Annotated in this window: 8 protein-coding genes and 1 pseudogene; 1 reads left to right on the forward strand and 8 read right to left on the reverse strand. The window is 69.6% G+C overall.

From position 1 onward, the window contains the following. The 6 genes and pseudogenes from AX744_RS00325 to AX744_RS00350 form a co-directional block, all read right to left on the reverse strand. Nucleotides 1-412: pseudogene (locus tag AX744_RS00325) on the reverse strand (ATP-dependent helicase); the annotation flags it as partial. Nucleotides 413-638: 226 nt separating this feature from the next. Beyond that, nucleotides 639-1,589 carry a bifunctional riboflavin kinase/FAD synthetase gene (locus AX744_RS00330; RefSeq protein WP_046748277.1) on the reverse strand — a complete coding sequence of 317 codons (951 nt, stop codon included), beginning with the start codon at nt 1,587-1,589 and terminating at the stop codon, nt 639-641. Continuing rightward, nucleotides 1,586-1,996: a hypothetical protein gene (locus AX744_RS00335; protein WP_171010960.1), complete on the reverse strand. Its 411-nt coding sequence runs from the start codon at nt 1,994-1,996 to the stop codon at nt 1,586-1,588. Before AX744_RS00335 ends, AX744_RS00330 begins: the two co-directional genes overlap by 4 nt. Nucleotides 1,997-2,081: 85 nt before the next feature. Continuing rightward, nucleotides 2,082-2,450 (reverse strand): hypothetical protein, encoded by a 369-nt coding sequence (locus AX744_RS00340; protein WP_061015068.1) that lies wholly within the window; start codon nt 2,448-2,450, stop codon nt 2,082-2,084. Further along, complete coding sequence (gene truB, locus AX744_RS00345) at nt 2,447-3,340, reverse strand: tRNA pseudouridine(55) synthase TruB (protein WP_061015069.1); 894 nt, start codon at nt 3,338-3,340, stop codon at nt 2,447-2,449. The genes AX744_RS00340 and truB overlap by 4 nt, the downstream gene beginning before the upstream one ends. A 44-nt stretch (nt 3,341-3,384) precedes the next feature. Continuing rightward, on the reverse strand, nt 3,385-4,038 hold the full coding sequence (locus AX744_RS00350) for a hypothetical protein (RefSeq protein WP_061015070.1): 654 nt from the start codon (nt 4,036-4,038) through the stop codon (nt 3,385-3,387). Between the two features lie 54 nt (nt 4,039-4,092). Here AX744_RS00350 and AX744_RS00355 point away from each other — a divergent pair, with 54 nt between their 5' ends. Further along, nucleotides 4,093-4,989 (forward strand): A/G-specific adenine glycosylase, encoded by an 897-nt coding sequence (locus tag AX744_RS00355; RefSeq protein ID WP_046748272.1) that lies wholly within the window; start codon nt 4,093-4,095, stop codon nt 4,987-4,989. A gap of 51 nt (nt 4,990-5,040) precedes the next feature. On the opposite strand, the gene AX744_RS00360 is transcribed toward AX744_RS00355, so the two are convergent. Further along, nucleotides 5,041-7,062: a helix-turn-helix domain-containing protein gene (locus AX744_RS00360; protein ID WP_061015071.1), complete on the reverse strand. Its 2,022-nt coding sequence runs from the start codon at nt 7,060-7,062 to the stop codon at nt 5,041-5,043. Between the two features lie 218 nt (nt 7,063-7,280). Then, the gene (gene rbfA, locus AX744_RS00370; protein ID WP_046748269.1) at nt 7,281-7,706 is read right to left on the reverse strand and encodes a 30S ribosome-binding factor RbfA; all 426 of its coding nucleotides are present in this window, start codon (nt 7,704-7,706) and stop codon (nt 7,281-7,283) included. Between the last annotated feature and the right edge of the window lie 5 nt (nt 7,707-7,711).

Here is a 7,711-nt window from a genome sequence, read left to right on the forward strand (position 1 = left end):
CGGCGATGATGAGCTCTTCCGGCGCCAGTTCAGCTCCGGATTCGAGCAGCCAGTCCCGACGCATGCGCTTCGCCACCGGCGACGTCGCCTGGTCGGCCTCGAGCAGCTGGATGAGCGACGTGTCGCGGGCTGCCGTCTTGGCGAGGATCGTCGCGACTCCGTCGAGCCGCTTGAGCAGCTCGACGCGTGCGGGATCGGTGATCTCGCTGTCGGCCTTCACTCTCGCGCGCTCCTCGCGCACCAGGAAGGCGATCACCTGGAACTTCACCCGGTTCGTGGGTCCGAGCTTGCCGCGCTGCGACTTCGCCTCGATCTCGCGCACCTTGCGCGCGAGGATCGGGATGAGGGGTGCCTCGTCGTCGCGACGGGACGTCTTCTTGCGCCGCGTGGCGGCGGTTGCCGTGGTCGGCATGCTCCTCCTGAGCGTGAAAGCTCCGGCTTCCCCCAGGAAGCCATGGGCCGTTCTCGTTGTCCGCGTGTGGCACGAGCCAGGACCGTACGAACAGTGGGTCTTCTTCCCGTCGTGGTACGCGAGATTCGCGAAGTCCGGCGGGAGCCGATATCCATTCTATGTCATGACGCTCGCCCGAACGCGATTGCCCGCGCCGCGCCGCGCCGGAACTCGGACAGCGGGCCCGCTAGCCCGGGAGCCCCAGGGCACGCGCGGCATCCGTCACGTCGGCACCCATCTGCGCCATGAGCTTGTCGATGCCCTCGAAGGCCACCATCCCCCGCAGCCTGTCGACGAACTCGACCGTGACGTCGTGCCCGTACAGGTCGAGGCCCGTCTCGCCCAGCACGTGAGCCTCCACCTGCCGGACGAGCACGTCGTCGAATGTGGGGTTCGTGCCGACGGAGATGGCGGAAGGGTGCCGGATACCGGTGTCGTGGTCGACGAGCCACCCCGCGTACACCCCGTCTGCCGGCACGAACGCGTCGACGATGGTCGACAGGTTCGCGGTCGGGAAACCCAGCTCGCGTCCGCGCTTGAGCCCGTGCACAACCTCTCCGCGCACGTCGGGGTACCGACCGAGCACCGTTGCCGCCGAGGCGACATCGCCCTCCATCAGCAGTTCGCGGATCCAGCTCGACGAGACGCGTCGCTCGGAGCCGGGGAGGTACACATCGTCGACGACCTCGACGGAGAAACCGTACAGCGGGCCCATCTCCCGTAGAAGCTCCGGAGTGCCCGCTCCCCTGTTGCCGAAGCGGAAGTCCTGCCCGACCAGAACCGTCGAGACCTGAAGGGCTCCGACGAGGATGTCGACGACGAAGTCCTCGGCACTGCGGGCAGCGAGCTGCTCGTCGAACGTGAGGACCAGGGTGGCGTCGAGTCCGAGCTCCCCCAGGAGCTCGAGCTTGCGCTCCACCGTGACCACGTTCTCCGGGCACCGGTCGGGCCGGATGACGGCGAGAGGGTTGCGGTCGAAGGTGACCGCGACCGCCCGACTTCCCGTCGCGGCCGCGGCTTTCTCGAGGCGTTCGATAACCACACGATGGCCGGCGTGCACACCGTCGAACTTGCCGATCGCGACCGCGCTCGGACCGAAGTCGCTCGGCACGTCCTCCGGGCTGCGGAAGACGATCACGCGCCCACCTCGACCGGACGCACGACATCGGCGGGCCGATGCGTGCGCAGCCACCAGATGCCGAAGACGGGGAGGATCAGCGGGATGAACAGGTAGCCCCGTCCGAAGAGCGACCACACGGTCTCGTGCTGGAAGAGATCGGGGAGAAGGATGCTCAACAGCCCGACGACGAGCACGCCGGTCAGCTCGAAGACGATGGCGACCCAGGCGACCGTGTACCAGCCACGGCGACGGGCCAGGACGAGGGCGAGCGTGGCAAGGATGTAGACGACGGCGGCGAGTGCGGAGAGCGAGTACGCCAGCGGCGCCTCGTCGAACCGGCGAACGATCTGCACGAAGCTGCGACCTGTCGCCGCCAGCGCCATGACGGCGTAGACGATGACGAGGACGCGACCGATTCCGGTCATCCGAGAGGAGGGGGCGGTGGAGCTCATAGCGCATTCCATCCTAGAGCCGCGGGAGGCCGCCGGGCTCCCGCGGCGACCACTCGCGTCACGCGATCTGGACCGCCCAGATGACCTGCATGCGCCACAGCATGATGGCGATCGCGAGTGCCGCGACCCCGAGGATCACCGTGCTCCAGCGGCTGCGCTCCATGAGCGCCCACAGCACGGCTCCGACCGGGAGCAGGGCAGCCGAGACCAGGTACACCCAATACTCCAGGAGGTCTCCGGTCGGCGGGTTGCCCGCCAGCGGTGCGATGATCGCGACGATCACCTGGACGACGAGGAGCGCCTCGACGAGGGCGAGGGCACCGACGCTGAAGTCGCTCGGCCTTCTGCCGACCAGCCCCGCGGCGACGCAGAACACACCGGCGGCGACCGCGATGACGATCTGCGCGATCGTGAACCACAGGATCATGGTGCGACCTCCGGCATGTTCATGGCGCTCTTGAGATCCGCGCCGCGCTTCTCGACGATGCCGATCAGGGCACCGTCCTGGTCGATCGCCGCGCCGATCGCCTCGTGCAGACGTGCAGCTTGTCCGCTCAATCGCTTGCCGTGGCGGAGGTCGCGCGCGTCGTCGGAGGACATCTCGAGCACGGGCAGGATCCGCGCCGCCGCTCCGCCCGGAGTCAAGGTCGGCGCGCCCTCGAGTGCATCGAGCCCGACGGCCTCGGTCACATCGAACGGCCCGACCCTCGTGCGCCGCAGTGCCGTCAGATGACCGCCGACGCCGAGGCCCGCCCCGAGGTCTCGGGCGAGGGAGCGGATGTAGGTCCCGGACGAGCATTCGACGATGACATCGAGATCGACGTGCCCCTCTCCGCGGCGAGTGGCCAGCAGGTCGAACCGCGAGATCACGACGTCCCGTGCCGCGAGTACGACCTCTTCTCCCGCGCGCACCCGATCGTAGGCACGGCGACCGTCCACCTTGATCGCCGAGACGGCACTGGGGACCTGGGAGATCTCCCCCGTGAGCTCGGCGATGCCGGCCGACACTGCGTCGTCGGTGACCGAGGCCCAGGCATCGGCGGAGGCCGTCGTGAGGATCTCCCCCTCCGCATCGTCGGTGCCGGTGGTCTGGCCGAGACGGATCGTCGCCGTGTAGGTCTTGTCGGCACCCACGATGTACGTCAGGAGCCTGGTCGCCCCCTCGATGCCGATCACCAGCAGACCCGTCGCCATCGGGTCGAGGGTTCCGGCATGCCCCACCTTGCGGGTGCCGAACGCCCGCCGCGTGCGGGCGACCACGTCGTGACTGGTCAGCCCAGCGGGTTTGTCGACGAGGAGGATGCCGGGCGAGACCATCCTCCCAGCCTACCGACGGTGACGGGGCGGAGCGGTCACGGCGCTCAGCCGCAGACCTCGTACGAGGGCTCCGCACCGGTCGTCACCGTGACGTCCCAGGCGGTATCCGCACCCTCCCGGAACGCGAAGAACACGTGGGCGTCGGTCTCACTCGGGAGCATGATCCAGCTGTCGCTCCCGATCGTCGACGTCCCCTGCTGCGCGGCGGGGTATGCCGCGAGCAGATCGTCCCTGGTGGCGCCGACGCCCAACCCGGTCATCGTCTGGGGCCCTGGAACCCCCTCGAGCGACTCGCTCGTAGAGGAGACGGAGATCTCGCGGATGGGAGCGTTCGGGCTCTCGGTGCCCCGCACGAAGGACATGCCGTAAGCGGAATCCGACGCCGTCCACCACGCCGACCATGAGCAGTCGACCGCGTCGTTAGTCCATCCCGGTGCGAGACCTTCGAGCGTCGAGGCGAAGTCGCCACCGATCTCGATCGGCCCGACACCGGCGTCGTCGATGACCCAGGTGCTCGGGTCTGACGCAACCTCGACTCTGGCTTCCGTCGTCGGGCTCGGAGAATCGGACGGTGTCTGGCTGGGACTGACTTCCCGGCTGTCGGATGGCGCGGGCGCCGCACCCCCGGTGCAACCGGTGAGACCGCTCGTAGCGAGAGCGGTGAGGAGGATGAGCGCGGCGGCGCGTGCACGGATCATGAAGCCCCTGACTCTGGTCTCGGGCCCCTCGGCCCGCTCACGTAGGCTGGAGGGATGCCCGACGCGCAGGTCCCTTCCGACGTGGTGTCGGCCCTGCCCGAATGGTACCGCTCCACCGCCAGAGACCTGCCGTGGCGACGCCCCGAGTTTCACGACGAGTTCGGGGCCTGGGGTGTGCTCGTGAGCGAGTTCATGCTGCAGCAGACGCCGGTCGTGAGGGTCATCCCGCACCTCGATGCCTGGTTGAAGAGATGGCCGACGCCCGCGAGGATGGCCAGCGCATCGACGGCGGACGTCGTGCAGCAGTGGGCGAACCTGGGCTATCCCCGGCGTGCGCTATGGCTGCATCGCGCGGCCGTCGAGATCACCGACCGGCATGGCGGGGTCGTACCGCGCGGGGTGGACGACCTGCTGGCGCTGTCGGGTATCGGCGACTACACCGCCCGTGCCGTGGCCGTGTTCGCCTACGGCGACCGCCACCCGGTCGTCGACACGAACACCCGAAGGGTGCTCGCTCGTGCCGTCGAGGGCCGCGCACAGCCGGGCGCGCCGTCACGCCGAGACCTCGATCTGATGGCCTCGCTGCTGCCCGATGACATCGATGCCGCTGCGATGTTCAACGCCGCGGCGATGGAACTCGGCGCCACCGTGTGCACGTCACGATCACCACGATGCGAGCTGTGCCCGTTGGCAGGCAGCTGCGCCTGGCTGGCGGCCGGCAGACCCGACACCGGGGATGAGCGGCGACGCCAGGCGGCGTACGAGGGGTCGGACAGACAGGCCCGCGGCGCGGTGCTGCGGCTGCTGCGGACCCTGGATCCGGAGCCTGTTCCGCTGGCGGCCGTGCTGCCGGACTGGCCTGACGCGGGTCAGCGGGATCGCGCCATCGACTCCCTCATCGCGGACGGCCTCGCGGAAGCCGACGGGTCAGCGCTGTTCCTGCCGCGCTGAACGTCTTCCGCAGGCGATCACGGCAGCCGACGCCTCGACGGGTCCGCACGCTCAGACGTGGTGATCCGTGCGATGCGCGAGCACCGTCAACTCGACCCTGCTCCGCACGTCCAGCTTGACGAAGACCCGACCGAGGTGCACCTCCACGGTGCGTACCGAGACACGCAGCGCCTCCGCGATCTCGCGGTTCGCGGCTCCTCGGACGGCGCGCATCGCGACCTCCAGTTCGCGCGCCGTGAGCCGGAGCGCCCAGGCCGAACGGCACGCGGAGAGAGCCTCCGCCACGGGGAGGATGCTTCCTTCCCTGGCATCGAGGCGATCCAGCCTGTTCCGGATGGCTCTGGCCCAGGCGGTTGCGCCGGAGATCTCGAACAGCCGCTCCGCGTACTGGAGGTGGATCCTCGCTGACGCGTGATCGTCACGGATCGCCTGCTGCGTCCCGAGCATCATCTCCACCCGCGCCCTCGCGAACGGCGAAGTGAGAGTACGCGCGATCTCGCTCACCTCTTCGCTCTCGGAGGGCCACCGCCCGTCCCCCGCTGTCGCGATGCGCATCCGCAGCTCCTGCGCGAGGGCGATCTCGGGAGGCTCGACCGCCGCGGTCCTGACGCTCTCCTGACCGACGAACGCCATCTCCTCCAGCCCCGGCACCACCAACGTCGGCTGCGGTGCGCCGCGATCGGACCAAAGCCGGAACGTCGCGGCAGCCTCGTCGAACGAACCGGCGAGGAACGAGCGGATGCCGCGGTCCACGAGCAGATCGACCTTCACTCCCACGGGGAGGGCCGCCGCGAGCGAACGGGCGAAAGGCCCGAGCTCACCGAGCACGGCCACGTCGAGGCGCCGGGCGAGGACCACGCCGAGGCCGGCGAACGGCATCGCGATCGGAAGCCGGAGAGCCGATTGCATCAGTCGGTCGCGCGCAAGCCCGATGTCGCCCCGCCAGACCAGCAGCAGCACCTCGATGACCGCGCGATAGGCCTGGATGACCGGGCTGTTCTCGTACCCAGGGACGAGAGGATCGGGGCCGACGGACAGGACCGATCCATCGGTCGACAGCAGGCGGAGCGCACGATCGATGTCTCCGTCCGTCGCGGCGCGCAGTGCGCGGAGCATGCCCCCGCTCGCCGGACCGGCTCCACTCACGGCGTCGCCGCCGCGATCGCCCACGATGAGCCAGCACAACGCGACGGCGGGATCGCGGAGCTCATCGCCTGCATCCGCGCGGGCGGCCCCGTCTCGCAGGACATCGAGCCAGGTGCGCATCCCGATCCGGTCGCCGCGCTCGGCGCACAGGACGGCCGCGAGAGCAGCAGCCCTGGTCCAGTGGCGCCAGTCCTCCTGATCGAGCGTTCTCGACCGCAGCGTGGTCGGATCGACGGCGGGTACTGCGCCCTGCACGAACGTCCGAGCGACGATCAGCGCGCCGAGGCCGGCGATCCGATGATGCGTGCTTCCGCGCGGATAGAGACCTCCCAGCCATGCTGCGGCCTCCGCAGCGAGTCCGGCGCTCAGGGCCGAGGCGCCGGCGACGAGACATGCCTCGTCCTTGGCATCGCCCACGGCGTGTCTATGCGCCTCGGTCGCGAGCAGCAGCGCACGGTCGGGTTGTCCGGCCTCGGAGAGCCGCCGGGCGAGCCGCGTGAGTCCAGGTGCGGTGGACGGGGCTCCCTCGAGTGAAGCCCGCGCCTGGTGCCAGTCCGCACTCGCGCGTTCGCCCCGAGCACGGAAGAGCGCGCTCAACCGCTGGTGAACCGCCGCAGTCCTGGCCGCGCAGGTCGTCGCCTGCACCCAGACGGACAGTCTCGCATCGACGAGCCGTGCGCGACCGGCGTGCACGAGCACGTGATCTGCGACAGATGCACCGGCCAGTTCGGTCGCCGTTCGTCCGTCGAAGGCGAGGAGGGGACCGAGAGCGTCGTCCAGGCGCACCGCGAGCGCGAGCAGCAGCTCACGATCACGTTCGTCGAGTTCCAGGTCGGCGAACCGGAGCGCGATGGCCGGCACCAGTGGGAGCGGCGTCGGCAACGAGTGCAGCCCGTGACGTTGAGCCGGTGTCAGACGCTGGACCACCTCGCGAATCGTCGGCACGTCGCCATCGACGGCGTCGGACAGACGCGCGAGAACGTGCGGAGCGCATCCGAGATCCTGCTCGAGGAGATCCGCCAGGAGAAGTCCGGCCGCGGCGGGCGCGACGAACGGCCCCCCAGTCGTGTCCGTACCCTCGATGCGCCGATCCCCCTCAGCTTCGCGGGATCGGGTCCCGCGGAGCCGAGCGTATCAAACGGCTCTCACTCCGAGTCGTCTTCCGTGCGGTAGGGGTCGGCGTCGCCGGCGTGCGAAGCCGAAGAAGCCAGCTTCGCGACGTCCGCATCGCGCTGCTGCGCCTCGCGGAGCAACGCACCGATGTGGTCGGCGTTCTCCGGCAGCGCGTCCGGGATGAACTCGAGCGTCGGCACGAGTCGTGTGCTCAGCTGTCGTCCGACCTCGCTGCGCAGCATGCCGGTCGCGGAGGTCAACGCGGCTCCGCTGGAGATGCGCTCCTCCTCCGTGCCGAGCACCGTGTAGAACACGGACGCGTGCTGGAGGTCTCCGCTCACACGGACGTCGGTGATGGTGACGAAGCCGAGGCGTGGATCGCGCAGCCCCTTCTCCAGCCTCTCCGCGAGGATCACGCGGATTCGATCCGCAAGTCGGGCCTGTCGTTCGCCTGCCATTGTTC

Origin of the sequence: Microbacterium sp. CCH5-D1, assembly GCF_001557335.1 — a bacterium.
GTDB classification, from domain to species: domain Bacteria; phylum Actinomycetota; class Actinomycetes; order Actinomycetales; family Microbacteriaceae; genus Microbacterium; species Microbacterium oxydans.